This window comes from Stenotrophomonas sp. SORGH_AS_0321 (assembly GCF_031453215.1).
Classification (GTDB): Bacteria; Pseudomonadota; Gammaproteobacteria; order Xanthomonadales; family Xanthomonadaceae; genus Stenotrophomonas; species Stenotrophomonas chelatiphaga.
The window spans coordinates 2,881,017-2,905,952 of the sequence record NZ_JAVIZG010000001.1 but is presented as its reverse complement, the minus strand read 5'-3'; the positions used below and the strand labels follow the sequence as shown (position 1 = coordinate 2,905,952).

The window sequence follows — 24,936 nt, the reverse complement described above, 5'->3', positions numbered from 1 at the left end:
GACGGCCAGCGGCCGTCACTACCGGTGCGCGCGGGGCATAATGCACGCCTTGTTCAAGGAGTGACGACATGACCGGTCCGCAGCGGCTTCGGAAGTGGGGATGGGCGGCGGCCCTGATGGCAGGAAGCCTGCTGGCCGGCATCACCGGCTGCAACCGCAACGACAGCGGGCAGCTGCCCGCCGCCAGCGGCGAGGCGATCACCGCCAAGGCCGAGCAGGTGACCGAGTTCACCCTGCTGCGCGCCTACCCGGACCAGAAGAACGATGGCCTGTCGCTGGCGCTGGAGTTCTCGCGCCCGCTGGTCGGCACCCAGGACTTCGACGCGCTGGTGCGCTTCGAGGAAAAGGTCGGCACCGATGACAGCAGCTGGACCCTGTCCGACGACGGCAGGACCCTGCGCTACCCGTTCGTGGAAGCCGCCAGGGAATATTCGCTGGTGGTGTCGGCCGACCTGTTGGCCGCCGACGGCAGCAGGCTGGGCAAGGAACTGCGGCAGAAGGTGTTCAGCGGCGAACTGACCCCGGTGGCCGGCTTCGCCTCGCAGGGCAGCGTGCTGCCGGCGCGCGACAGCCGCGGCCTGCCGGTGGTGTCGGTCAACGTGCCGGAAGTGGACGTGGAGTTCCTGCGCGTGCGCGAGAAGGAACTGCCGACGTTCTTCAGCCAGTACCAGCGCGGCGGCCGCCGCGGCAGCTGGGAACTGGACAGCGACTACAGCGAACGCACGCCGATCAGCCGCCTGGCCGAACCGGTCTACGTCAACCGCTTCATCCTGGGCGGCAAGCAGAACGAGCGCGTGCTGACCTACCTGCCGACCCAGGACATCAAGGAACTGCAGGAGCCCGGACTGTACTTCGCCGTGCTCAAGCGCACCGGTGCCTTCGATGGTGAGTTCGATACCGCGTTCTTCAGTGTCAGCGACATCGGCCTGCATACCCGCGCGTACAAGGACAAGCTGTTCGTCCACACCGCCTCGCTGAAGGACGGCGCGCCGCTGAAGAAGGTGGACGTGCGCGTGCTGGACGGCAAGGGCGAAGTGGTCCTGCGCGGCAGCACCGACGGCAACGGCAACGCGCTGCTGGATTACACCCTGGATGCCAGCCACGTGCTGGTCGCCGGCAGCGGCAAGGACACCAGCTTCCTGCCGTTCAACCAGCCCGCGCTGGACCTGAGCGAGTTCGCGGTGGCCGGGCGCGACAACGCCTGGTTCGATGTGTTCGCCTGGTCCGGGCGCGACCTGTACCGTCCCGGCGAGACCGTGCGCCTGTCCGCGCTGCTGCGCGACAACGATGGCAAGCCGGTTGCACCGGGCAAGGATGCCAAGGCACGCCAGCCGGTGTTCCTGCGGCTGAAGCAGCCCGATGGCAAGATCTTCCGCGAAACCCAGCTGCAGCCCGGCGAACAGGGCTACTTCAATTTCGAACAGCTGATCCCTGCCGATGCGCCGACCGGCCGCTGGCAGGTCGAGTTCCGCACCGATCCGGCCAGCAAGGAAGCGATCCAGGGCATGACCCTGCGCATCGAAGAATTCCTGCCGGAGCGGATGAAGCTGGACCTGGACAGCGCACAGAAGAGCCTCAAACCCGGTGATGCGCTGCGGCTGCAGGCCAACGGTGCCTATCTGTATGGCGCACCGGCCGACGGTAATCGCTTCACCGCGCGCCTGGCGGTGGCGGTGGAACAGACGCCGGTGGAAGGCCTGCCGGGCTACTTCTTCGGCGACCCGACGGTGAGCCTGCCGCGCGAAGCCAAGGACGTGGTGGACACCACGCTGCCCGCCGATGGCATGCTGAAGCAGGATGTGGACCTGCCGGAAGAAGCCGCCAAGGCCAAGACCCCGGTGGCGGTGGTGTTGTCGGGCAGCCTGTATGAAACCGGTGGACGCACCGTCAACCGCACCCTCAAGCGGGTGATGTGGCCGGCCGCGGCGCTGGTCGGCGTGCGCCCGCTGTTCAACCCGGACGACGGCGCCGATGCCAATGGCACCGCGCGCTTTGAACTGATGCGCGTGGATGCGGCCGGCAAGCCGCAGCCGGCCAAGGGGCTGAAGGTCACCCTGGTGCGCGAGCTCCGTGATTACCACTGGGCGTTCAACGACAATCGCTGGGACTACGATTTCACCCGCCGCTTCGAGAACAAGGACACCCGCACCGTCGACGCCAGCACCAGCGCGGTGGCCTTCGACGTGCCGGTGGAGTGGGGCGAATACCGGGTGGACGTATTCGATCCGGCCACCGGTCTGTCCAGCCGCTACCCGTTCCGCGCAGGCTGGAGCTGGGGCGACGACAACCGGGGCCTGGATGCACGCCCGGACAAGGTCAAGCTGGGCCTGGACAAGACCGGCTACAAGGCCGGCGACACGCTGGAAGTGACGGTGACGCCGCCGCATGCAGGTCGTGGCCTGCTGATGGTGGAAACCGATCGCATGATCTACGTGCAGGACATCGACGCCAAGCCGGGCAGCACCTTCAGGATTCCGGTCACCGCCGACTGGGAGCGCCACGATGTGTACATCACCGCGCTGGTGTTCCGTGGCGGCAGCGCACCGAGCAAGGTGACCCCGGCACGCGCGGTGGGCGTGGTGCACGTGCCGATGGACCGCAAGGCGCGCACGGTCGCGGTGGGACTGGTGGCGCCGAAGCAGATGCGTCCGGAGCAGGACCTGCCGGTCACCGTGAGCGTGCCGCAGCTGGCCGGCAAGGTCGCGCACGTGACCGTGTCCGCGGTGGACGTGGGCATCCTCAACATCACCCGCTTCCCGGTGCCCGATGCGGCGGCGCATTTCTTCGCGCAGCGCCGGCTGGGCATCGATGCCTATGACATCTACAGCCGCGTCATCGAAAGCTTCGACGGCAGCAGCGGCAAGCTGAAATTCGGCGGCGACATGGCGCTGGCGGCGTTGCCGCAGGCCAAGCGGCCGACCGCGCGGGTGCAGACCGTGGACCTGTTCACCGGGCCGGTGAAGCTGGATGCCAAGGGCAATGCCCGGGTCCGCCTGAAGGTGCCGGATTTCAACGGCACGCTGCGGGTGTCGGCGCTGGTGTATGCCGATGAAAGCTATGGCAAGCGCGATGTGGAAACCGTGGTGCGCGCCCCGCTGCTGGCCGAAGCCAGCATGCCGCGCGTGCTGGCCCCGGGCGACCGCAGCACGGTCACCCTGGACGTGCAGAACTTCACCGGCAAGCCCGGCCAGTTCAACGTGCGGGTGGAAACCGAAGGCCCGCTGAGCCTGGCCGAGGGCACGCGCAGCATCCAGCTGGCGGCCGATGCCAAGAGCACGCTCAGCTTCCCGCTGAGTGCGCGCGAAGGGCACAGCGTGGCCAAGGTGCGGGTGCGGGTGGACGGCAACGGCTTCAAGGCCGATCGCCGCTACGACCTGCCGGTACGTGCGGCCTGGCCGCAGGTGCTGCGTTCGCAGGTGCGCACGTTGGATCCGCTGGCTGCGATCAGCCTGGATGGCAGCCTGATGGACGGCCTGATGCCGGAATCGGTGACCGCGCGCCTGCTGGTCAGCCCGCTGCCACCGATTCCCTTCGCCAGTGCCCTGCAGGGGGCGCTGAACTATCCATACGGCTGTGCCGAACAGACCACCAGCAAGGGCTACGCCGCGCTGATCCTGGACCAGGCCACGTCGACGATGCTCGGTGCCGACGGACTGGACGCCAAGGTGCGCCGCGAGCGCATGGAAGGCGCCTTCGGTCGCTTGGCTTCGATGCAGGTGGCCAACGGCAACTTCTCCATGTGGGGCGACGACGGCTACGTCAATCCGTGGCTGACGCCGTACATCACCGAGTTCCTGCTGGATGCCCGCGATGCCGGTTTCGCCGTACCCGACAACGTGCTGCAGAAGGCATTGAACCGGCTCAGCGAGGACCTGCTGTCCGGCGGCAATCAGTTCTATGGCCAGGATCGCCGTGACAACCTGAAGTTCGCCAACCAGGCCTACTCCGGCTACGTGCTGGCGCGGGTCAACCGCGCGCCGTTGGGCACCCTGCGCACGTTGTATGACAACGAACGGGCCAAGGCCATCGGTGGCCTGCCGCTGGTGCACCTGGGCGTGGCGTTGTCGCTGCAGGGTGACCGCAAGCGCGGTGAAGCGGCCATCGCGGCCGGCTTCGCCAAGCCGAGCAGCGAACGGCCGTCGTACTTCGGTGACTACGGCAGCGCGATCCGCGATGACGCGCTGATGATCGCGCTGACCCACGAGCACAACCTGGCCAAGCCGGCCTGGGATGCGCGTTCGGTGGACCTCGGGCGTGAGCTGGATAGCCGCCGCAACCGTGGCTGGATGTGGCTGAGCACCCAGGAACAGGTGGCCATCGCCCGCCTGGGCAAGGCGCTGGCCGCGAACCAGAAGAAGCGGGTGGCCGGTGAGCTGGTGATCGGTGCGCAGACCGAAAGCATCGGGGAGCGTCGCCTGTTCGGCCGCGGTTTCGATGCCGCGCAGCTGCTCAGTGGCGTGCGCTTTGCGCCCACCGGCGAGCCGCCGATGTTCGCCAGCATCGACGTGGCGGGTATTCCGCGCACCGCGCCGGCGCCGGACAACAGCGTGATCGGGGTGGAGCGCAGCTGGTTCGGCACCGACGGCAAGCCGTGGACGCCGCGTCCGTTGAAGGAAGGCGAGGCACTGATCGTGCGCGTCACCGTCACCCCGGACAGCAGCATGCCCGACGCCCTGCTGACCGACCTGCTGCCGGCCGGGCTGGAGATCGAGAATTTCAACCTCGGTGATGCCAAGCAGTGGGCCGACGTGGTGGTGGACGGCATCGGCATCAGCGCACGCGGGGATGCGGCCGACGTCAAGCACGAGGAGTTCCGCGATGACCGCTACGTGGCGGCACTGAACCTGTCGCGTGGCAGCAAGGCGACGCTGTTCTACCTGGTGCGCGCGGTCACTCCGGGCACCTACACGGTGCCGCCGTCGCTGGTTGAAGACATGTACCGACCGCAGCTGCGCGGTGTCGGCCGCAGCAACCCGAGCACGATCACGGTGGTGCAACCGTGAGCCGGCGGGCGGGCCGCCACGCTGCGGCCTGCCTACGGGGCCGCCGGTGATCAAACGCGGCCTGCGCCGGTTGCGGCGCAGCCTGCGGCCGCTGTGGCCGTGGCTGCGCTGGGGCAGCGCGGCGCTGCTGTTGGCGGTGCTGCTGCTCGACCTGGCGTTCCCGCCGCCGTTACCGAAGCAGCGCGATACCAGCACGCTGGTCGTCGCGCGCGACGGCAGCCCGCTGCGCGCGTTCAGCGATGCCGAAGGTGTGTGGCGCTACCCGGCTTCGGTCGACCAGGTCTCCCCGTTGTACCTGCAGGCCCTGCTGGGCTACGAGGACCGTTGGTTCTGGCGCCATCCCGGCATCAACCCGGTCGCGCTGCTGCGCGCCAGCACGCAGATGCTGGGGCAGGGGCGCATCGTGTCGGGCGGCTCCACGCTGACCATGCAGGTGGCGCGCATCCTTGACCCGCATACGCGCACGCCCTGGGGAAAAGCCAAGCAGATGCTGCGCGCGCTGCAGCTGGAAGCGCACCTTTCCAAGCGCGAGATCCTGACCCTGTACCTGGAGCGCGCGCCCTACGGCGGCACCATCGAGGGCGTTGAAGCGGCCAGCTGGGCCTACCTGGGCAAACCGGCGGCGCAGCTGTCGCATGCCGAGGCAGCGCTGCTGGCGGTACTGCCGCAGGCGCCCAGCCGGCTGCGTCCGGACCGCCATCCGCAGGCAGCGCAGCAGGCGCGTGACAAGGTACTGGCACGGATGGCTTCGCTGGGGCGCTGGTCCGCCGACGCGGTGGAAGATGCACGCGTGGAAACGGTGGTCACCCGTTCGCTGCGTCCACCCCTGCATGCCGCCTTGCTGGCGCAGCGCCTGCGTGCCGCGCAACCCGGTCAGCCACGCATCGAAAGCAGCATCGACATCGACCTGCAGCGCACGCTGGAGGGCCGGCTTTCCAGCTACTTCTCCACGCTGCCCGAGCGGACGTCGGCGGCGCTGCTGGTGGTCGACAACCAGACCCTGCAGGCACGCGCCTACGTCGGCACGCTGAACTTCGGCGACCGCCAGCGGCTGGGCCACGTGGACATGGTGCAGGCGTGGCGCTCGCCGGGTTCCACGCTCAAGCCGTTCCTGTACGCGATGGCGCTGGATGACGGCCTGATCCACTCGGAAAGCCTGCTGGTGGACGCACCGCAGAGCTTCGGTGGCTACCGCCCCGGCAATTTCGACGAGGCTTTCAATGGCCCGGTGAGCGCGGCCACCGCACTGCGCCTGTCGCTCAACGTGCCTTCGGTGGACCTGTTGGACCGGGTCGGGCCGGCGCGCTTCGCCGCGCGCCTGTCGCATGCCGGGATCCAGCTGCGCTTTCCACGTGGAAGCTCACCCAACCTGTCGCTGATCCTTGGCGGCACCGGCGCGCGGCTGGAGGACCTGGTCGGTGCCTTCGCTGCGTTGAACCGCGATGGCATCGCCGGTCGGGTGCGCTATACCGATGCGGATCCCGTGCTAGATCGCCGGCTGGTGTCTCCGGGCGCGGCGTGGATCGTGCGCGAGATGCTCGAAGCCAATCCGCGCCCGGGGCAGGGTACCGATACCTTCGACCTCGGCGGCCGGCCGCGGGTCGCGTGGAAGACCGGCACCAGCTACGGCTACCGCGACGCGTGGGCGATCGGCAGCACGCGCCAGTACACCGTGGGGGTCTGGGTAGGGCGGCCGGACGGCACGCCATTGCCCGGACAGTACGGGGCGGTGACGGCACTGCCGCTGATGTTCGAGGTGGTCGACAGCCTGCCGCGCCAGGGCCGTGCCAGCGCCGCGCCGCCGCGTCCGGCCAGTGTCACCCAGGCGGACGTGTGCTGGCCGACCGGGGAACTCGCCAGCGAGCTGCCGGCGGGATTGTGCCAGCGCCGGCTGAGTGCATGGTTGCTTGATGGCAGCGTGCCCCCCACCTTCGCCGAGCGCGATGCGCGGCGCTGGCAGCCGGGCCGGCAGCGCTACCAGGCTGATCTGCAAAGCGGCCTGCGACTGTCCGCCGACTGCAGCGCGCCGCACCAGGCGGAAGACCGCGAAGTCGCGCGCTGGCCGGCGCTGCTGTCGCCGTGGCTGCCGCAGGCGGCACGGGCCGCCTCGCAGCTGCCCGCCCTGGCACCGGATTGTCGCGACGACGGACGCCAGGCCAGCATCGCCCTGCATATCGACGGGCTCAACGACGGGGCGTCGCTGGCGCGCGCGCCGGGGGCAGTCGAAGGCGTGCGCCTGCAGCTGCGTGCGCTCGGCAGCGAGCACGACATCGACTGGCTGCTGGACGGCCGCTGGATCGCCCGCACCCGCGGCGCCCAGCCGTTCAGCCAGCGCTTCGAACAGCCAGGACGGCACACGTTGACCGCACTGGCCAGCGATGGGGCCTGGACCCAGGTGCGGTTCAACGTGGTGCGCTGAGTCGGCTTACTTGCCGATCCAGCCATCCAGCAGGTCGGCGAACTCGTCGGCGTGCTCTTCCTCCTGGGCCAGGATCTCTTCCAGGATGCGCTTGGTGGTGGTGTCCTTGTCGCCGACGAAATTGATCATCTCGCGGTAGCTGTCGATGGCGATGCGTTCGGCGATGAGGTTCTCGCGCACCATGTCACGCAGGTCACTGCCTTCCTTGTACTCGGCGTGCGAGCGTGCGGTCAGGGTGTCCGGGTTGAAGTCCGGCTCGCCGCCGAGCTGCACGATGCGTTCGGCCAGCTTGCCGGCATGCGCCTGTTCCTGCTGCGCGTGTTCCAGGAACTCGGCCTTGACCGCGTCGGCGAGCATGCCCTTGGCCATGTAGTAGTGGCGGTAGTAGCGCAGCACGCACACGTATTCGGTGGCCAGTGCATCGTTGAGCAGCTGGATGACCGCCTTGCGGTCGGCGTTGTAGGTATCGGTGATCGCGCCATCTTCGATATTGCGCCGGGCGTTGTCGCGCAGAGTCTGGCGATCGCTGATGCCGGCGGGATGGGCGGGGTGGGGGTGCTTGGCTGGCTTAGACATGGCTGGCCTTTTCTCCTTCGTTATCGTTGATTGCGGTACTACATTGATCAGTGCGGCAGGTGCGCCAGTACATGCTTGGCCGATGACACCTCGAACTTGCCGGGGGCGTCGATCCAGGCCTCGCGCACCGTGCCGTTGTCCACGTACAGGGCGAAACGACGCGAGCGCATGCCCATGCCGGACGCGCTGGCATCGATTTCCAGGCCGAGCGCGCGGGCCAGTTCGCCGTTGCCGTCGGACAGCATCAGCAGTCCATCGGGCACGTGCTGGCTTTCGCCCCAGGCCTTCATCACGAACGGGTCGTTGACCGCCACGCAGTACACCTCGATGCCGCGCTGGCGGAATGCGTCGAAGTGTTCGATGAACCCGGGCAGGTGGCTGGCCGAGCAGGTGGGGGTGAACGCACCGGGCACGGCGAACAGCACGGCCTTGCGGCCGTCGAACAAGGCCTTGGTGTCGACCGTCTCCACGCCGTCGCGGATCCGTTTCAGGGTGACTTCCGGGATCGGGTCGCCAGCTTGGATGCTCATGGGGGGCTCCTGGTAAGCGGGCAGCGTAGGCACGCAGATGGGATGGCCGCGTCAACGGATTGAAAATCCCGCGTGCACGCCCGATCTGGCAGGCGACGGGGGACGGCAACGTCCGGGCCTGCACACGGCAGCCGCTAGAATAGGCGCGGGTTGGCGCCCCCGGTGCCGACGGATCACTCGAGGTAGAACGATGGAATTCAAGGATTACTACGCCACGCTGGGCGTGGAGCCCAGCGCAGGCGACGCCGAAATCAAGACCGCTTACCGGCGGCTGGCGCGCAAGTACCACCCGGATGTCAGCAAGGAAGCCGGCGCGGAAGAAAAATTCAAGGGCATCAACGAGGCGTACGAGGCGCTGCGCGACCCGCAGAAGCGCGCGGCGTATGACCAGTTGAAGGCCCAGGGGTACCGGCCGGGCGAGGAGTTCAATGTCCCGCCCAACTACGGCGGGGGCGGTGGCTTCGATTTCGAGGAGGTGTTCGGTGGCGGCGCAGGCGGTGCCAACGGCGGCTTCAGCGATTTCTTCGAGAGCCTGTTCGCGCGCCAGCGTGGCGCGGCCGGACGCGGCCCCGGTCCTGGCTTCAGCAGCGGTGGCCACGCCCCGCAGCGCGACACCCGGGCCAAGCTTTCGGTTCCGCTGGAAGCGGCCTACAACGGCGATACGCTGCGGATCACGGTCAACGGCCGCCAGCTGGACGTGCGCGTGCCGAAGGGCATCAAGCCGGGCCAGGTGATCCGGCTGGGCGGGCAGGGCACGGATGGTGGCAACCTGCTGCTGGAAGTGGAATACGCCGCGCACCCGCAGTTCGAGGTGGACGGTCGCAACATCCTGTACACCCTGCAGGTGACGCCGTGGCAGGCGGCGCTGGGCACCAGCATCAGCGTGCCGACGTTGGGCGGTGCGGTGGAACTGAAGGTGGCTGCAGGGTCCGATGCCGGGCGCCGGCTGCGCCTGCGCGGCCGTGGCCTGCCGGGCAACCCGGACGGCGACCAGATCGTGGAACTGGAGATCGTGGCGCCGGCGGCCAACGATGAGGCCCAGGCCGAGGCTTACCGCAACCTGGCCAAGGCGTTCGGCGAGTCGATCTGAGAGGGTTTGTTGTGCTGCGCACCGCTTGAAGCGCAGGCAACGTCAAAAGCTCACGTCAACGGCAAAAGCTGCAGGGCTGTTGTGTTGGCGGGGCGGGGTGGCTGTGCAGGACACGCCGTGAATCCGTCCATGGAGGCTCGCTTTTCGCATCCATGCGAAAAGACGGTCCTGCACAGCCACCCCGCCCCACCTTCGACAGGTCCATGGTGGCCATGGACACGGCGGGGGTTGGAAGGGTGGGTGAGAGATGGGGTCAGAGTCCTTTCGCGTAGCGAAAGGACTCTGACCCCTGCCTTTGTTCTTTCTCTGCGCGGGTGGCGGCCACCGGAACCTGTCAGGGGGGCGGGCGGGGAGGCTATGCGGGGCCTTGAGCGGCAGGAGCCGCGAAGAGCTACATGGACGTACTTGCGCGTGCCCCGCATAGCCTCCCCGCCCGGCCCACCCCCGGCTGCAGCTTCAGACAACAGCCACGCGCCAGGGGGTCCCACCCGTTCGACCGACGCCCGGTCAGGGCTGGCCGGCGAACACGCGCTCCAACACCTCGGACAGTTCGTCTTCGGAAAACGGCTTGGTGATGTACGCCTTTGCGCCCTGGCGCATGCCCCACATGCGGTCGGTGTCCTGGTCCTTGGTGGTCACCAGGATCACCGGGATGTGGCGGGTGCTTTCATCGCGGGCCAGCGTGCGGGTGGCCTGGAAGCCGTTGAGGTTGGGCATCACCACGTCCATCAGCACCAGGTCCGGCAGTTCGGCGCGCGCGGTTTCCACGCCGGCCGCCCCATCAGTGGCGGTCAGGATCTGGTGACCCAGCTTCTCGACGATGCGCTGTATCCCCAACAGCTGCGATGGTGAATCGTCGACGATCAGGATGCGTGCCATGTTGCTCCCCAGGTGATGCCGCAGTGTAGTGTGCCGCTCGCCTTGGGGAGAAGGCGACAACGTGCCGTCCGTCGCCCGCCTGCGACGTTCAGTCGATCCGCACCACGGTACGCCCGTGCGCTCCGCCCGAAAGCATGCTTTCAAAGACCGGCGGCAGCTCGGCAAGCCCGATTTCCCGCGTGCATATCTGCTGCAGGTGCGCCGGCTTCCAGTCGCTGCCCAGCCGTTCCCAGACCTGCTCGCGCAGCGTCCGCGGTGCGCTGGCCGAGGACACGCCGAGCAGCGATACGCCGCGCAGGATGAACGGCATCACGGTCATGTCCAGGGTCGGCTCGGCGGCCAGTCCCGCGCTGACCACGCTGCCGTAGCCCACGGTCTGTGCCAGCAGGCTGGCCAGCATCGGGCCACCTGCGTTGTCCAGGCCACCGCCGAAGCGCGCCGACTGTAGCGGCGCGGTATCGGCCAGCACCTCGCGCGGCAGCACCTCGCTGGCACCGATCGCGCGCAGCCAGTCGGCCTGCTCCGGCTTGCCGCTCACCGCATGCACGGCATAGCCGGCGCGGCTGAAGATATCCACCGCCAGGCTGCCGACCCCCCCGCTGGCGCCGGTTACCGCCAGCGGCCCGTGGTCCGGCGTCAGGCGGTTGTCCTGCATGCGCAGCAGCGCCAGCGCGGCGGTGAAGCCGGCGGTGCCCAGCACCATCGCCTCGCGCGGGGTCAGCCCGGGCGGCTGGGCAATGACCGCGCTCGATTCCAGCCGCACGTACTGGCTGTAGCCGCCGTCGCGGGTCTCGCTCAGGCCGCAGCCGGTGGCCAGCACCGCATCGCCTTCGCGCCAGGCGGGGTCGGTCGAAGCGACCACCACGCCCGCCACGTCGATCCCGCCGACCAGCGGAAACCGCCGCAGGATGCGGCCGCGGCCGGTTCCGGCCAAGGCGTCCTTGTAATTGACCGACGACCACTGCGCGCGGACCAGCACCTGCCCGGGGGAAAGATCGTCCACCTGCAGGGGCTCCAGGCCGCTGCGGTGGCCGTGGTCGTCCTTGTGGATGCGGAAGGCGCTGAAGCTGTCGGGCAGGGACATTGGAACGCTCGCTGACGGGGAAATATCACCTTACCCCCTTCCAATCCTTCTGGTCCGCCCCATCTTGTAGAATCAGGGAAACCGGTACAAGGCTGGTGTCACGGGAAGGGCCCGTGGCGCGGCCCAATTCAGATGGAGCGTGCATGGCCTGGAATACACCCGGCGGCAACAGGGACGGACACCGTCCCGAAGACAACCGGCGGGGGCCTTCCAAGCCCCGCGGCGGCGGATTTGGTGGTGGCTGGGGTGGGTTCCCGGGGCCGTTGAAGGAAATGTTCGATGGCGGCATCGTCCGCTGGATCGCCATCGCGGCGGTCCTGCTGCTGCTGTTTTCCAGCTTCCAGCTGATCGGCGAACAGCAGCGTGGCGTGGTCCTGCGCTTCGGCCAGTTCTCGCGCATCCTGCAGCCGGGCCCCAGCTTCAAGCTGCCCTGGCCGATCGAGTCGGTGACCAAGGTCAACGCCACGGAAATCAAGACCTTCTCGGTCTCGGTGCCGGTGCTGACCCGTGACGAGAACATCGTCAACGTCTCGCTCAACGTGCAGTACCGCATCGACGATCCGCGCCTGTTCCTGTTCGGCACCTACGATGCCAACCAGGTGCTGGAGCAGTCGGCGCAGAGCGCGGTGCGCGAAGAAGTCGGTCGTGCCGACCTGAACTCGGTGCTCAACAACCGTGGCCCGCTGGCGACCGCCGCCGAAACCCGCCTGCAGACCCTGCTGGGCGCGTATCGCACCGGTGTCACCGTGACCGGCCTGACGCCTGCCCGATGCGCGTCCGCCGGAAGAAGTGAAGCCGGCCTTCGACGAGGTCAACGGTGCGCAGCAGGTCAAGGAACGCCTGATCAACGAAGCGCAGGCCTACGCGGCCAAGGTGGTTCCGGAAGCACGCGGCCAGTCCGCCCGTACCCGTACCACCGCCGAAGGCTACAAGGCGGCCGTGGTGTCGCGCGCCGAAGGTGATGCCCAGCGCTTCACGCTGCTGCAGCAGCAGTACAAGAACGCGCCGGACGTGACCCGCAAGCGCCTGTGGCTGGAAACGGTCGAACAGGTGCTGGCCGAAAACCGCAAGGTGATCGGTGGCGACAGCCGCCAGGTCCTGTACGTGCCGTTCCCGGGCGAATCCCGCCCGACCGGTGCAGCGCAGCTGCCATTGTCCAATCCGGATGTCGTGCTGCCTGCCGTGACCGGCAGTGCAAGCCCCACCCCGCGTGATGCAGGCCGGCCGACAGGCCGCCCGACGGGACGACCGAGCGGCCGTGAGGAGGGCAGCCAATGAGGAGTTCACTGTGGATCGGCCTGGTGGTCGTGATCCTGTTCGGCCTGCTGGGGTCGGTGTTCGTGGTCCGTGAGGACCAGACCGGCATGGTCTTGAACCTGGGCCGCGTGGTCCGCGCCGACATCAAGCCGGGCCTGCACTTCAAGGTGCCGCTGGTGGAAACGGTGCGCGTGTTCGATCGCCGCTTCCAGGTGCTTGATACCGCGCCGGCGCGTTACTTCACCGCCGAACAGAAGGACGTCAGCGTCGACTTCTTCGCCATCGGTTACATCTCCAACGTGGGCGATTATTTCCGCGCCACCGGTGGCGACCCGCGCGTGGCCAATGCCCGCCTGGCACCGATCATCACCGATTCGCTGCGCAACCAGATCAACTCGCGTTCGCTGACCGAGCTGGTGTCCGGTGACCGCAGCGAACTGATCGCCGACCAGCTGACCGGCATCAACGAAGCGGTGAAGGGCCTGGGCATGCAGATCATCGACCTGCGCATCAAGCAGATCGACCTGCCGACCGACAGCCAGGTGATCAACGATGTGTACGAGCGCATGCGCGCCCAGCGCAAGCAGGAAGCGGCCAAGCTGCGAGCGGAAGGCGAGGAGCAGTCGTTGACCATCCGTGCCCAGGCCGATCGCGAGGCGACGGTGCTGGTGGCCGAAGCCGAACGCGATGCCCAGCGCCTGCGCGGTGAGGGCGATGCCGATGCAACACGCATCTACGGCGAGGCCGGCTCGGCCGATCCGTCGTTCTTCGCGTTCACCCGCAGCCTGGAGGCCTACCGGAACTCGTTGACCGATGGCAACGGCGTGATCGTGCTGGACAAGAATGATCCGTTCCTGCAGTACCTGAAGAGCGACCGCTGAGTCGCAGTCGTTTTCCCACGGGGCCCGGCATGTCCGGGCCCCGTGCTTTTTGTGGAGCTGTTGGATGAAAGATCTGTTCGCCGCGCTGTGCCTGGTGGCCGTGCTGGAAGGGCTGCTGTTGTTTGCCGCGCCACTGGCGTGGAAGCGCATGGCCGAACGCTTGCTGGACATGCCCGGTCCCGCCCTGCGCAGCTTCGGGGGGCTGGTGCTGCTGGCGGGCCTGAGCCTGCTGTGGTGGGCCCGGCACTAAGGGTTTCATCCATCGCGCTTCGTCGCATATGGCTCTTGGCAGGCTGAAACGTCTGTCATTAACGTCAAGCCTCGACCAGCAGGAGGTAGGGCGATGCCGATTGAAACAGCTACCATGCGCGTGCGTCAGGGCCGCAACGAGGCCGCGAGGGCCGCAGGCAGGCAGCCGGTGTCTGCCCGAGTGCGCGTACCGCCGCGGCCCCCCTCCGGGGTGTGTTACGTCGGCAACAGGCCCTGGGACCGTCGGTCCACGTTGACGGTGATGACCGCGCTGCTGCTGGCCGGGCAGGCCGCGGCGACGACCGCCACGCGGGTCCAGAACGTCCCGCGTGCCGCACTCCAGCCGCCGGCAATGCCACCCCGCGGTTTCCACCCCGGCCTGTTTGCTTCGTTCACCGAGCCCTTGGCCGGGTTGGCCAACGAAGAGGCACTTGCGGTAGCCGAAGAGAGCGGCGGCGGTGGCAGCTCGCTGCTCTGGCAGGGCATCGCGGCCTGGTTTGCCACCCCCTGCAGCCAGCTCGACAACTACGCCAATGGCTTCTGGAAGCTGGAACATCCACCGGCACGTGAGATCCCGACCCGTTTCGCTGACATGCGCCATCGCTGCAGTGCGTCGTTGCTGACGATGGCACAGCAGGCATCGGCCACAGCAGGGAACGCCGAGGCCGCGTTGGCCGCAACCTGGGCCGCCGCCGCCGATCCTGCGGGCCGACAGTGGTCGCATTTCCAGCCGCAGCGTGATGCCATTGCCGCGCTCGCCAGCCGTGCGGACATCGAGCAGCACCTGTGCCAGGGGATACTGCGAGGTCAGGAGTCGGTGCTGGGCCTGGAGCGCGTCTTCCGCAACGGCATTCTGGCCACCGACTTCGCACTTGGCAGCCCGGATGTCGCGATCTATGGCCTGCCCATTTCCCATCCCGACGTGCTGGCTTACCGCCATCGCATTGCCGATCTGCTGCACGCGTCCGGCATGGCGTCCGCGGCGGCGGCGGCAGCAGCCGACAATGTCATGGAGATGGAACGCACGCTGGCCCAGGCACCTGTACAGCTCGACTCCTACTCGCTTGTCCAAGCCGAGGCCGCGCTGCCGGAATTTGCCTGGCAGACCGTCTGGCAATCGCTGGGCCTGGATCCGATGACGGCGCTGTACATCACCATGGAGAGCTGCAGGAAGCTGGACCTGCTGCTTGAACAGCGCCCGCTTGCCGATTGGCAGGCATTCCTGCAATACCACCAGGCGCGTCGCGCGCAGCGGTACCTGCAGGGCGGTTTCCAACCACAAGAACGGCTGGAACAGCTGGATGCGAGCCGCGGCGGCAGGTTGCTGCTCAGTGCCTGGTACGGCCAGCGCATGGCACCGGCGCTGACCGCACCGGCGCTGGCGATGTTCGATGCGATCCGCCAGGTTTTCATCGACGACCTGGCGCTGTCCGCGTTGCCCGATGCGGACCGTGCTTCGCTGCAAGCAGGGCTCGAGGCCGTCCAGCTGGTTTTCGACGACGCAGGCCATCAGGTCCGCTGGGACGGATTCATCGGCTCGCCCTCGCACCTTGCCAATATGCAGGCGCTCGACGCACTCGCCACGCGCAACGATCTGGCCATCATTGAAGGTCTTGCCGATTCGAGCATTGCAGGGCCTGCGCATCACCTTTCGCTTGGCACGAACGTGAACGACCTTCGGGTCAGGCTCTCACCGGCGCTGCTGCACGGCCTTGAACAGCTCGGTGCATCCCGTGAGGAGCGCTGGGGCACGCTGGGTTTGATGCTGGGGCATGAAATCGCGCACGTGATGGGCGACGCGGGCGAACTGAGTGCCGAGACCAAAGCACTGATGGCACGCGAAGATACCGTCATCGGACAGCGTATCGGGGATTTATGGGTAGACGATATCCATTTGAACGCCACGCGTGTGGAACAAGAAGCGGCGTGTGACCTGCGCGGCATCAGTGCGGCGCGACGTGCCGGGCAGGCGGAGGCGGATGCAGCAGGTGAGCCGTTCGATCTGCCGCGCTTTTTCCTTGCCACCGCGGGGCTGCATGCCGCCAACCCAACCCGGCGGCAACTGCGCAGGCAGGTTGCCGAAGATGCCCATCCGCCCGGCCCGTTCCGCGCGGGACTGGCCCGCTTGGTGCAGGGCTTCGACAGCGCCTTCGGCTGCACGCCACGCCCCACCCAGCCCTTCGACCATCTGTTTCCGAGGCGCGCCGCTGCCGCTGCGGCCGACCCCAACGGGGGCTGACCCGGACCCTGGTCGGGGTGGCACCTGCCCCCCGAAACCCGGATAATGCACAAAAGCCGGACGGGCCTCCCGTTCGGCTTTTTCCGTGTCCGGGCCCTCCATCGCCGGCGCCTCCCCGTTGGAGCCGCCACCCCGCGCTGGCCAGCCTCGCCACGGTTTACCCGTCCGCGGCCCCGATGGCCGCACACAATTCGAGGAGCCCGTCATGGGTCAGTCTGTCGTAGTGCTTGGTGCCCAGTGGGGCGATGAAGGCAAGGGCAAGATCGTCGATCTGCTCACCGAGGAAATCGGTGCCGTAGTGCGTTTCCAGGGTGGCCACAATGCCGGCCACACGCTGGTCATCAATGGCAAGAAGACCGTCCTGCACCTGATTCCGTCGGGCATCCTGCGCGCCGATGCGCTGTGCCTGATCGGCAACGGCGTGGTGATCTCGCCGGCCGCGCTGCAGAAGGAAATCGCCGAGCTGGAAACCTCCGGCGTGGAAGTGCGTTCGCGCCTGAAGATCTCCCCGGCCGCGCCGCTGATCATGCCGTACCACATCGCCCTGGACCAGGCGCGCGAACGCGCTGCCGGCGGCAAGGCGATCGGCACCACCGGCCGTGGCATCGGCCCGGCGTACGAAGACAAGGTGGCGCGTCGCGGCATCCGCATCGCCGACCTGCATTACCCGGCGCAGCTGGAAGAACTGCTGCGCACCGCGCTGGATTACCACAACTTCGTGTTGACCAAGTACCTGGGCACCGATGCGGTCGATTTCCAGCAGACCTTCGACGAGGCACTGGCCTTCGGCGAGTACGTGCAGCCGATGAAGTCCGACGTGGCCGGCATCCTGCACGACCTGCGCAAGCAGGGTAAGCGGGTGTTGTTCGAAGGGGCGCAGGGCGCGCTGCTGGACATCGACCACGGCACCTACCCGTACGTCACCAGCTCCAACACCACCGTCGGTGGTGCGCTCGCCGGTGCGGGCGTGGGCGCCGATTCCATCGATTACGTGCTGGGTATCGCCAAGGCGTACGCCACGCGCGTCGGCGGTGGTCCGTTCCCGACCGAACTGGACGATGAAATCGGCCAGGGCATCCGTGACCGTGGCGCCGAGTACGGTGCGTCCACCGGTCGCCCGCGTCGTTGCGGCTGGATGGACATCGTGGCGCTGAAGCGCGCGGTGGCGATCAACGGCATCAGCGGCCTGTGCATCACCAAGCTGGACGTGCTGGATGGCATGGAAAAGCTGAAGATCTGCATCGCCTACGAATACCGTGGCAAGCGCACCGAATATGCCCCGCTGGATGGCCAGGGCTGGGAAGAGTGCACCCCCGTGTACCTGGAGTTCCCGGGCTGGACCGAGAACACCCACGGCATCACCAACTGGGACGACCTGCCGCCGGCCGCACGCGCCTACCTGCGGTCGCTGGAAGAGCTGGCCGGTTGCCCGATCAGCATCGTGTCGACCGGTCCGGACCGTGACCACACCATGGTCCTGCAGGACCCGTTTGCCTGATCCCGGCGATAACGCGATAACGCCGGGCCACCCGGTGGGAAAACGATAACGCCGAGCCATGCTCGGCGGGCTCCAGCAGAGGGCGTGACGGCCACCGGTCGTCACGCCCTCTGTCGTTTTGCACATCGGCCCATAGCCGCAGCGGTGTCCTGCATCGACGATGCACAGGCGGGTGCAACAGCACGCGCCGGGATTGGCATCCTGCAATGCTTTATCGAAGTCACTCTGTTGTTGCCCTTCGGGGACGGCGGAGAATGCATCGTCACGCCGGTTCTACGGCGGGCGGTGTGTGGGGATGTAACCCATCCGCCGGTTTTGATTGACTTCGTAAAGCGCCGGTATGCCAACCCGCACCGTCCGCCACCCGCATCCCGCGGGTGGCCCGCAGCGAGGAACAGGCAACCATGGGCGTCTTCTCTCCCCCCGGCACGCGGCTGCATGCCCTTATCGGCGATGCCATGCTCGACCTGCCGGTCTACCTGGTCGAGCGGCTGGAACAGACCCTGGACGCACAGGGCAGGGCCGTTGCGATGCTGGCGCTGATCGCCCACCTGGCAGGACAGCATGCCGTCACCGAAGCGCCCTCCGCAACGCATCCGCACGCTGCCGCGCAGGAGTCCCCGGATGTCCGGTGATGACACTGCACATCGTCCTCGCTGGCCCTACACGGTGCATTTACCGCGACCGCTCCACCCTCGGCGCATCACCAACCAGGAATCACCGATGAGCGCCTACACCCTGCAGGACCTGGCCAAAAAAATGGCCGACATCGATTTCGTCATGCTGCAGACCACCACCGACGGCGGCGAGCACGCGGCGCGGCCGGTGAGCAACAACGGCGACGTGGACTACGATGGCGACAGCTGGTTTTTCACGTTTGAAAACACCCGCATGGTGGCCGACATCCGCCGCGATCCGAAAGTCGGCCTGTCCTTCACCGGTGCCAAGTCATTGCTGGGCAAGCCGCCGATCTTCGTCGCGGTGCAGGGGCATTGCCACCTGCATACCGACAAGGCGACCTTCGCCGAGCATTGGGTCAAGGATCTGGAGCGCTGGTTCGAGCAGGGCATCGATACCCCGGGCATCGTGCTGCTTCACGTGCGTGCCTCGCGCATCGCCTGGTGGGACGGCGAAGAAAATGGTGAACTGACGGTGTAATGCGCGGTCCCGGTTCCCGCCGAGCATGGCTCGGCGCTACCAGACCCACCCCGCCTTGGTAGCGCCGACCCATGGTCGGCGAGCGCAGCGGCCGGCACGCAGCGGGCATTGGTAGCGCCGACCCATGGTCGGCGAACGCAGCGGCCGGCACGCAGCGGACATTGGTAGCGCCGACCCATGGTCGGCGAACGCAGCGGCCGGCACGCAGCGGGCATTGGTAGCGCCGACCCATGGTCGGCGAGCGCAGCGGCCGGCACGCAGCGGACATTGGTAGCGCCGACCCATGGTCGGCGAGCGCAGCGGCCGGTTACCGCCCCGTGAGCAACGGATACGGGTTGATCGATTCCCCCTTCCACCACTGCTTTTCCGGCCCCAGCACATGCACTTCAAAGTGCAGATGCGGCGCTTCCGGATTCGCATTGCCGGTGCTGCCGACGTAGCCGATCACCTCACCCCGCTTGATCTGCTTCTTCTCCGCCAGCCCGTCGGCATAGCGCTGCAGATGCGCGTAGTAATAGCAGTGCACGCCATCGGGATCGAACTGGTACATCGTCAGCCCGCCCTTGTCGCTGTCGAACAGCTTCTCGACATGGCCGTCGGCCACCGCCAACACCGGCGTGCCTTCGGCCGCCATGATGTCGATGGCATCGTGCACCCGGCCTTCGCTGCGCGCATCGGTAAAGGTGTCCTGCAGCTGCGACGCTGCGACGCCCTGCACTGGCAACAGCAGCCCACTGCCGGCGGGCGCCACGACAGGCGTGGCGACCGGCGCGGCCGGCAGGGCGGGCGCCGCGGCCGTCACCTGCAGCGATGAAGGCGACGGTCCGGACACCGCTTCGGGCGTCACCGATGGCGACGGCGCCGGTTCACCGGGCACGGCAATCACCGACGCCGGATCCACCGGCGCGATATCCACCGCCTGGCCGTGCTGGCCGAACAGCCACCAGCCGGCACCGATGCCCACCACCAGTCCCACTGCGATCAACGGCATCACGCGCATCGGCTTACTCCTGCATCACCACGGTCAGCGACGGTCCCACCGCATCGGCCACGCGCAGCGCATCCCAGTTGGTCATGCGCACGCAGCCATGCGATTCGGTCTTGCCCACGTGGCCCGGCTCGGGCGTGCCGTGCAGGCCATAGTGCGGCTTGGAGATGTCGATCCACACCACGCCGACCGGATTGTTCGGGCCCGGCGGCAGGGTCTGCTTGCTGTCGCCCTTCTTCGCATCCCAGAACAGCTTGGGGTTGTAATGGAAGGTCGGGTCACGGGCAACGCCGAGGATCTTCCACTCGCCGATCGGCAGCGGATCGTGCTGGCTGCCGGAAGACACCGGCACCTGGGCCAGCACCTTGCCTTGGTCGTCCAGCAACTGCAGGGTGGAGTCGGATTTGTCGATCAGCACCTTGGCCGCCTTCGGCAGTGCACCGCCGCCGATGTTGGGCACCTGGATGGTGGTTCCGGCCTTGCCCAGGTCCACGCCCGGATTGAGTGCCTTGAGCAGGTCGGGCGAGGCATGGAAGCGTTCGCCCAGTGCTTCAGCCACCGAGCCGAATCCGAGTGCTTTCAGCTGTGCCTGTGCGGCGGGCCCCTTGGGCGTGGGCTGGAACGGACCGGCCACGTCTTCGGCGGTGAGCGTGTAGCGCACCAGCATGTTGGTGCTGTCGGCCTGCAGTGCCTGCCAGGTCTCCTCGTCCAGTTCGCCGGTGACCTTCAGTCCGCGCGCGGCCTGGAAACCGGATACCGCGCGGCGCTGGTTCGAGCCGACCTCGCCGTCGATCTGGCCGGGCGAGAAGTTCGCGCGGTCCAGCAGGACCTGGGCGTGCAGCGGCGAGCGCGGTTCGATGTTCACCGGTTGCCCGGCCGCCGCCTGCGCGGGGGCGGCAGGCGCAGGCGCCTGGGCCATCGCCAGCGGCGCGGCGGCCAGGCCCAGGCAGGTGAGCAGCAGGGAAGAGAGGGGCAGGCGTTTGGGCAGCATCGGGAACTCCTTGATCGAATGCCTCCACCATGCCCATGGGGCATGCGCAGCCACCGTGAAAAGGCTGAGGGGAGGCTGAGCGGACGATGCAGCGCCGCGCGTGTTCGACGACGGGAGGGGGGGTGAGCACGCGCGACACTACCGCTGCGGCGCATCTTGGCCGATGCTGGGCGCAAGACAAGGGGATGCCATGGACAGCAGTGACAACGCAGTACCTGCCGGCGGGCTGCCGGGCAGTCGGCCCAGCGCGTTCGACTGGTCGTTGATACCGGTTTCGAAGGGCAATGAGGATTCCCTCGTGCTGCGGGCCTCGCACCGCATGCGGCGCGAGCCGGCGCTGTTGTTCACCACGGCCTACCTGCTGGTTTCCGCGCTCGGCCTGTGGTGCAGCTACTGGTTCTACCGTGGCTTCGGACTGTCGATCCTGGATTACCTGCAGGCCAGCGATTTCCTCGTCGCCGGTGTGCGCGACCCGGTATACATCGGCCTGCTGGTGTCGGGCGTGTTGCTGGTGCTGCTGGTGACCTGGCCGGAGACGCTGCGCCTGCGCAATCCGGATGCCGTGGCGCGGCTGGCCGGCCGCAACCGGGCGTGGAAGATGCTGCTGGGGCGTTCGGTGTTCACCAGCTGGGAGGCGACGCGGATGCGTCCGCTGACCGCGATGACCGTGGCCGTGACCCTGTTCATGGCGGTGGCGGCGGCCGGTTACGTGGCCCAGCGCGGCGCGGACATCCGCGATCACCGGGACGGTGATGCGGTGACCGTGCACCTGATCGGCGACGCGGCGGCATTGCCGGGCCAGGCGCGGCTGCTGGGCACCAGCAGCGCGTTCGTCTTCCTGTGGTGGCCGGCGCAGCGACGGGCCGAAACGGTGCCGATCGCCGCGGTTCGCCGGGTGCAGGCGGTAGTGGTGGCGGCGAAGGTGGCTGCGCCGGGGCGCGGAGCGGGCAAGCCAGCTCCGCGCTGAGAGCGTGACGACCAACGGTCGTCACCCACCCATCCGAGGGTCGTTACCCACCCGTCCGAGGGTTGTCACCCACCGATGTAACCGCCGGGTGCGGCCCGCTGTCAGGCCAGCAGGCGCAGTTTCGGTTCGCGTGCCCATTGGCGGAGCGCGGCCGCGCGGATGAATGCCTGCGCGTCCGCGGCGCCCACGATGCCGGGATCATTGCCGACGCCGGCGGCCTTCAGCAGCGCCTTGGCGCCGTCATCGTGGCCGATAGCTTTCAGGTGTGCCCACGCGTTGCTGACGAAATCGATCGCGGCGGACTCCTTGGACAGCGCCTTGCCCGCATCCGCGCTCAGCACCACCGCGACCGCATCGAAGACCACCGAGGGCGTACCCGCCAGTTGACCATCCGCGGCTTGGCGCTTGCCGTCGCTGAGCACGCCGCCGCCCAGCTTGGGCGCGACCAGCTTCACGTCCGCGCCGGCTTTCTGCGCGGCCTTGCGCAGCCCGGCAATCACGCCGGCGTCGGATCCTTCGTCGAACAGGATGCCGATGCAGCGGCCCTGAAGGCTGTCCTTGCCGCGCCCGATGGTGCGCACTTCCGGGGCGTTGGGCAGGTCCTGCGCGGGCACGGCGGCAGGCACCGGGTCCGGCAGCGCGGCCATGCCCAGGCCGTCGGCCACGCGCTGGGCCAGGCTGTCATCGATATTGCGCAGCTGGCCGACGGTGCGCTCGCGCACCGCAGCGGTTTCCACCTTGGACAGCTCAAACACCAGCGCAGAAGCGAGGTGGGCCTGCTCCGGCTTCTCCAGGCTGCGGAAGAACATCCGTGCCTGGCTGAAGTGGTCGGAGAAACTCTCGGCGCGGGTGCGGCCCTTGCGCCCATCATCGAAGGTGGCATGGCTGCGGAAACCGGCCGGCGTCTCGCGCGGCGTGTCGGCTTCCAGCGAACTGGGGTCATAGGCCACCCGGCCCTTGGGCACCTGCATCTGCATGTGGCCGTCGCGCTGGTGGTTGGCGAACGGGCACTTCGGTGCATTGACCGGTATCTGGTGGAAGTTCGGCCCGCCCAGGCGGATCAGCTGGGTATCCAGGTAGGAGAACAAACGCCCCTGCAGCAGCGGGTCATTGCTGAAGTCAATGCCGGGCGGCACGTTGGCCGGGCAGTACGCTACCTGCTCGGTTTCGGCGAAGAAGTTGTCCGGCCAGCGGTCCAGTACCATCCGGCCGATCACCTGCAGCGGAACCAGCGATTCGGGGACGATCTTGGTCGGGTCCAGGTGGTCGAACGGGAACTGTTCGGCCTCTTCTTCGGTGAACAGCTGCACGGCCAGTTCCCATTCGGGGAAGTCGCCACGCTGGATGGCCTCGAACAGGTCGCGGCGCTGGAAATCATTGTCAGCACCCTGCAGTTTCAGCGCCTCGTCCCATACCGTCGACTGCAGCCCCAGCTTGGGCCGCCAATGGAACTTGACGAAGGTGGAATTGCCCGCCTCGTCGAGCAGGCGGAAGCTGTGGATGCCGAAGCCTTCGATCATGCGCAGCGAGCGCGGAATGGTGCGATCGCTCATCGCCCACATGATCATGTGCATGGATTCGGGCATCAGGGACACGAAATCCCAGAATGTGTCGTGTGCGCTGGCCGCCTGCGGGAAGGCGCGGTCCGGCTCCATCTTCACTGCGTGGATCAGGTCCGGGAACTTCAGCGCATCCTGGATGAAGAACACCGGGATGTTGTTGCCCACCAGGTCCCAGTTGCCTTCGGTGGTATAGAACTTGACCGCGAATCCGCGCACGTCGCGCGGGGTATCGACCGAACCGGCACCGCCGGCCACGGTGGAAAAGCGGGTGAACACCGGCGTCTTGACGCCGACTTCGGTCAGCACCTTCGCCCGGGTGAATTTGCCCAGCGAACGGGTCAGCTCGAAGTAGCCATGGGCGGCGCTGCCGCGCGCATGCACGATGCGCTCCGGGATCCGTTCGTGGTCGAAGTGGGTGATCTTCTCGCGCAGCAGGAAGTCTTCCAGCAGGCTGGGGCCACGCAGCCCTGCACGCAGCGAGTTCTGATTGTCGGAAACCGGAATGCCCTGGTTGCTGGTGAGTACCGGGTGGGAGCCACCGGCCAGCTGGTGCAGTTCATCACCCTGGCCGCGCTGTTCCAGCGCCTCGCTGGACGACGGTGCGGACGTGGGCTGGGCGGGTGCGCGCTTGCCGGAGGGCTTGCTGGCGGCCATTGAAGGATCTCCTGGTGGATTGGCGGGGTCTCTGTTCGACTGTGGCCGGTCAGGTGTTAATCCACGGTCCCGTGCAGGTGAGCGCGCAGGCAAAACGGGGGTCGGCTATGCTGTGGGCATGCGTGTTGAACCTGCCGACATCGAAGCCCTGTTCGACGCCATTCCGGACGTGCTGTTCTTCATGAAGGACCGCGAGGGGCGTTACACCCACATCAACCAGACCATGCTGCGCCGGCTCGGGTTGAAATCGCGCAAGGACGTGATCGGTCGGACGGCGGCGGAGATCTATCCCACCGGCCTGAGCGCGGACTACGCCGACCAGGATGCCCGGGTGATCGCCGGGGCGGTGATCGAAAACCTGATGGAACTGCACCTGTTCGCCAACCGGGAACCGGGCTGGTGCCTGACCTGCAAGCGTCCGTTGGTCGTGGAAGGGGAGATCAAGGGGCTGATCGGCATTTCCCGCGACCTGGGGCAGAAGCACAGCCTGGGCGCGCAGTACGAGCACCTGCGACTGGCGCTGGCCCACCTCAATGCGCATTACGCCGAGAACGTGCGCATGCAGACCCTGCTGGACATCACCGGGTTCTCGCTGTCCAAACTGGAGCGCAGCTTCCGCAAGGTGTTCCAGATGACCCCGCAACAGGTACTTACCCGGTTGCGGATCCAGATGGCCATGCATCTGCTGCATGGCAACGACAGCATCGCCAGCATCGGCCAGGCCTGCGGCTTCAGCGACCAGAGCGCTTTCACCCGCAAGTTCAAGGCGGAGGCGGGGCTTTCCCCACGCGCCTACCGGGCGCGCATCTCCGAACTGGCAGGCGGCTGAGCCGGCAGGCCATCCGGCCTATCCCACCGGCGCGCCGGACAAGGTAATGTGACGGCCTTGTTGCCGCACACAGTGTCCTTCG

At 67.5% G+C, this 24,936-nt stretch carries 18 protein-coding genes and 1 pseudogene; 12 read left to right on the top strand and 7 right to left on the bottom strand.

The features are described from left to right. Positions 1–68 precede the first annotated feature (68 nt). Both QE373_RS13060 and pbpC read left to right on the top strand, forming a co-directional pair. On the top strand, positions 69–5,003 hold the full coding sequence (locus QE373_RS13060) for an alpha-2-macroglobulin (RefSeq protein WP_309687224.1): 4,935 nt from the start codon (positions 69–71) through the stop codon (positions 5,001–5,003). 46 nt (positions 5,004–5,049) lie between these two features. Continuing rightward, positions 5,050–7,422, top strand: coding sequence for a penicillin-binding protein 1C (pbpC, locus tag QE373_RS13055; protein ID WP_309687222.1), 2,373 nt, complete (start codon positions 5,050–5,052; stop codon positions 7,420–7,422). A 6-nt stretch (positions 7,423–7,428) separates the two neighbouring features. On the opposite strand, the gene QE373_RS13050 is transcribed toward pbpC, so the two are convergent. Together QE373_RS13050 and QE373_RS13045 are read right to left on the bottom strand one after the other, a co-directional pair. Next, entirely contained in the window at positions 7,429–7,998 is a 570-nt protein-coding gene (locus QE373_RS13050; protein ID WP_057508731.1) for a ferritin-like domain-containing protein, read from the bottom strand. Positions 7,999–8,045: 47 nt separating this feature from the next. Further along, on the bottom strand, positions 8,046–8,528 hold the full coding sequence (locus tag QE373_RS13045) for a peroxiredoxin (RefSeq protein WP_309687216.1): 483 nt from the start codon (positions 8,526–8,528) through the stop codon (positions 8,046–8,048). 190 nt (positions 8,529–8,718) lie between these two features. Between QE373_RS13045 and QE373_RS13040 the strand changes: the two genes are divergently transcribed. Further along, positions 8,719–9,618: a DnaJ C-terminal domain-containing protein gene (locus tag QE373_RS13040; protein ID WP_309687213.1), complete on the top strand. Its 900-nt coding sequence runs from the start codon at positions 8,719–8,721 to the stop codon at positions 9,616–9,618. 507 nt (positions 9,619–10,125) lie between these two features. Here the strand turns inward: QE373_RS13040 and pilH are convergent. After that, positions 10,126–10,497 (bottom strand): twitching motility response regulator PilH, encoded by a 372-nt coding sequence (pilH, locus tag QE373_RS13035; protein WP_309687209.1) that lies wholly within the window; start codon positions 10,495–10,497, stop codon positions 10,126–10,128. An 88-nt stretch (positions 10,498–10,585) separates the two neighbouring features. Beyond that, positions 10,586–11,581: a YhdH/YhfP family quinone oxidoreductase gene (locus QE373_RS13030; protein ID WP_309687203.1), complete on the bottom strand. Its 996-nt coding sequence runs from the start codon at positions 11,579–11,581 to the stop codon at positions 10,586–10,588. Positions 11,582–11,724: 143 nt separating this feature from the next. On the opposite strand from QE373_RS13030, the pseudogene hflK reads away from it, so the two are divergent. The 7 genes and pseudogenes from hflK (at position 11,725) to QE373_RS12995 (ending at position 18,863) form a co-directional block, all read left to right on the top strand. Continuing rightward, a pseudogene (gene hflK / locus QE373_RS13025) lies at positions 11,725–12,859 on the top strand (FtsH protease activity modulator HflK). Next, the gene (locus QE373_RS13020) at positions 12,856–13,719 is read left to right on the top strand and encodes a protease modulator HflC (RefSeq protein WP_057509347.1); all 864 of its coding nucleotides are present in this window, start codon (positions 12,856–12,858) and stop codon (positions 13,717–13,719) included. The pseudogene hflK and the gene QE373_RS13020 overlap by 4 nt, the downstream one beginning before the upstream one ends. Positions 13,720–13,783: 64 nt before the next feature. After that, positions 13,784–13,969 (top strand): DUF2065 family protein, encoded by a 186-nt coding sequence (locus QE373_RS13015; protein WP_309687201.1) that lies wholly within the window; start codon positions 13,784–13,786, stop codon positions 13,967–13,969. A 261-nt stretch (positions 13,970–14,230) separates the two neighbouring features. After that, positions 14,231–16,207, top strand: coding sequence for a hypothetical protein (locus QE373_RS13010; protein ID WP_309687199.1), 1,977 nt, complete (start codon positions 14,231–14,233; stop codon positions 16,205–16,207). 205 nt (positions 16,208–16,412) lie between these two features. Then, a complete protein-coding gene (locus QE373_RS13005) occupies positions 16,413–17,705 on the top strand; it encodes an adenylosuccinate synthase (RefSeq protein ID WP_042613514.1) in 1,293 nt (430 codons plus the stop codon). 404 nt (positions 17,706–18,109) lie between these two features. Then, positions 18,110–18,340: a hypothetical protein gene (locus QE373_RS13000; RefSeq protein WP_309687195.1), complete on the top strand. Its 231-nt coding sequence runs from the start codon at positions 18,110–18,112 to the stop codon at positions 18,338–18,340. An 88-nt stretch (positions 18,341–18,428) separates the two neighbouring features. Continuing rightward, complete coding sequence (locus tag QE373_RS12995) at positions 18,429–18,863, top strand: pyridoxamine 5'-phosphate oxidase family protein (RefSeq protein ID WP_309687193.1); 435 nt, start codon at positions 18,429–18,431, stop codon at positions 18,861–18,863. 307 nt (positions 18,864–19,170) lie between these two features. On the opposite strand, the gene QE373_RS12990 is transcribed toward QE373_RS12995, so the two are convergent. Together QE373_RS12990 and QE373_RS12985 are read right to left on the bottom strand one after the other, a co-directional pair. Further along, positions 19,171–19,863 carry a peptidoglycan DD-metalloendopeptidase family protein gene (locus QE373_RS12990; RefSeq protein ID WP_309687191.1) on the bottom strand — a complete coding sequence of 231 codons (693 nt, stop codon included), beginning with the start codon at positions 19,861–19,863 and terminating at the stop codon, positions 19,171–19,173. Positions 19,864–19,867: 4 nt separating this feature from the next. Next, positions 19,868–20,842: a L,D-transpeptidase gene (locus tag QE373_RS12985; protein ID WP_309687189.1), complete on the bottom strand. Its 975-nt coding sequence runs from the start codon at positions 20,840–20,842 to the stop codon at positions 19,868–19,870. Between the two features lie 190 nt (positions 20,843–21,032). Between QE373_RS12985 and QE373_RS12980 the strand changes: the two genes are divergently transcribed. Next, positions 21,033–21,809 carry a hypothetical protein gene (locus tag QE373_RS12980; RefSeq protein WP_309687187.1) on the top strand — a complete coding sequence of 259 codons (777 nt, stop codon included), beginning with the start codon at positions 21,033–21,035 and terminating at the stop codon, positions 21,807–21,809. A gap of 101 nt (positions 21,810–21,910) precedes the next feature. Here QE373_RS12980 and QE373_RS12975 read toward each other — a convergent pair whose 3' ends face one another. Further along, a complete protein-coding gene (locus tag QE373_RS12975; RefSeq protein ID WP_309687185.1) occupies positions 21,911–24,025 on the bottom strand; it encodes a catalase in 2,115 nt (704 codons plus the stop codon). Between the two features lie 118 nt (positions 24,026–24,143). On the opposite strand from QE373_RS12975, the gene QE373_RS12970 reads away from it, so the two are divergent. Further along, complete coding sequence (locus tag QE373_RS12970) at positions 24,144–24,854, top strand: AraC family transcriptional regulator (RefSeq protein WP_057509354.1); 711 nt, start codon at positions 24,144–24,146, stop codon at positions 24,852–24,854. The last annotated feature ends 82 nt before the right edge of the window (positions 24,855–24,936 follow it).

Excerpts from the sequence above, each read along its gene's own strand:
- QE373_RS12980 (WP_309687187.1), top strand. The coding sequence starts at position 21,033 with ATGGACAGCAGTGACAACGCAGTACCTGCCGGCGGGCTGCCGGGCAGT.
- QE373_RS13020 (WP_057509347.1), top strand. The coding sequence starts at position 12,856 with ATGAGGAGTTCACTGTGGATCGGCCTGGTGGTCGTGATCCTGTTCGGC.
- QE373_RS13045 (WP_309687216.1), bottom strand. The coding sequence starts at position 8,528 with ATGAGCATCCAAGCTGGCGACCCGATCCCGGAAGTCACCCTGAAACGG.
- QE373_RS13005 (WP_042613514.1), top strand. The coding sequence starts at position 16,413 with ATGGGTCAGTCTGTCGTAGTGCTTGGTGCCCAGTGGGGCGATGAAGGC.
- QE373_RS13050 (WP_057508731.1), bottom strand. The coding sequence starts at position 7,998 with ATGTCTAAGCCAGCCAAGCACCCCCACCCCGCCCATCCCGCCGGCATC.
- QE373_RS13010 (WP_309687199.1), top strand. The coding sequence starts at position 14,231 with ATGACCGCGCTGCTGCTGGCCGGGCAGGCCGCGGCGACGACCGCCACG.
- QE373_RS13060 (WP_309687224.1), top strand. The coding sequence starts at position 69 with ATGACCGGTCCGCAGCGGCTTCGGAAGTGGGGATGGGCGGCGGCCCTG.
- QE373_RS13040 (WP_309687213.1), top strand. The coding sequence starts at position 8,719 with ATGGAATTCAAGGATTACTACGCCACGCTGGGCGTGGAGCCCAGCGCA.
- pilH (WP_309687209.1), bottom strand. The coding sequence starts at position 10,497 with ATGGCACGCATCCTGATCGTCGACGATTCACCATCGCAGCTGTTGGGG.
- QE373_RS13030 (WP_309687203.1), bottom strand. The coding sequence starts at position 11,581 with ATGTCCCTGCCCGACAGCTTCAGCGCCTTCCGCATCCACAAGGACGAC.
- QE373_RS12985 (WP_309687189.1), bottom strand. The coding sequence starts at position 20,842 with ATGCTGCCCAAACGCCTGCCCCTCTCTTCCCTGCTGCTCACCTGCCTG.
- QE373_RS12970 (WP_057509354.1), top strand. The coding sequence starts at position 24,144 with ATGCGTGTTGAACCTGCCGACATCGAAGCCCTGTTCGACGCCATTCCG.
- QE373_RS12975 (WP_309687185.1), bottom strand. The coding sequence starts at position 24,025 with ATGGCCGCCAGCAAGCCCTCCGGCAAGCGCGCACCCGCCCAGCCCACG.
- QE373_RS12995 (WP_309687193.1), top strand. The coding sequence starts at position 18,429 with ATGAGCGCCTACACCCTGCAGGACCTGGCCAAAAAAATGGCCGACATC.
- QE373_RS13015 (WP_309687201.1), top strand. The coding sequence starts at position 13,784 with ATGAAAGATCTGTTCGCCGCGCTGTGCCTGGTGGCCGTGCTGGAAGGG.
- QE373_RS13000 (WP_309687195.1), top strand. The coding sequence starts at position 18,110 with ATGGGCGTCTTCTCTCCCCCCGGCACGCGGCTGCATGCCCTTATCGGC.
- QE373_RS12990 (WP_309687191.1), bottom strand. The coding sequence starts at position 19,863 with ATGCGCGTGATGCCGTTGATCGCAGTGGGACTGGTGGTGGGCATCGGT.